Below are 617 nucleotides of genomic sequence, written 5' to 3' on the forward strand. Positions count from 1 at the left end.
GTGACTGCGTACCTTTTGTATAATGGGTCAGCGACTTATATTCTGTAGCAAGGTTAACCGTATAGGGGAGCCGGAGGGAAACCGAGTCTTAACCGGGCGTTAAGTTGCAGGGTATAGACCCGAAACCCGGTGATCTAGCCATGGGCAGGTTGAAGGTTGGGTAACACTAACTGGAGGACCGAACCGACTAATGTTGAAAAATTAGCGGATGACCTGTGGCTGGGGGTGAAAGGCCAATCAAACCGGGAGATAGCTGGTTCTCCCCGAAAGCTATTTAGGTAGCGCCTCGTGAATTCATCTCCGGGGGTAGAGCACTGTTTCGGCTAGGGGGCCATCCCGGCTTACCAACCCGATGCAAACTGCGAATACCGGAGAATGTTATCACGGGAGACACACGGCGGGTGCTAACGTCCGTCGTGAAGAGGGAAACAACCCAGACCGCCAGCTAAGGTCCCAAAGTCATGGTTAAGTGGGAAACGATGTGGGAAGGCCCAGACAGCCAGGATGTTGGCTTAGAAGCAGCCATCATTTAAAGAAAGCGTAATAGCTCACTGGTCGAGTCGGCCTGCGCGGAAGATGTAACGGGGCTAAACCATGCACCGAAGCTGCGGCAGCGA

At 53.5% G+C, this 617-nt stretch carries 1 rRNA gene; it reads left to right on the forward strand.

Going from position 1 to position 617, the window contains the following annotated elements:
- Positions 1 to 617 (forward strand): 23S ribosomal RNA (locus ACLJRE_RS23825); the annotation flags it as partial.

This window comes from Salmonella sp. SAL04157, assembly GCF_046551635.1.
Classification (GTDB): Bacteria; Pseudomonadota; Gammaproteobacteria; order Enterobacterales; family Enterobacteriaceae; genus Salmonella; species Salmonella enterica.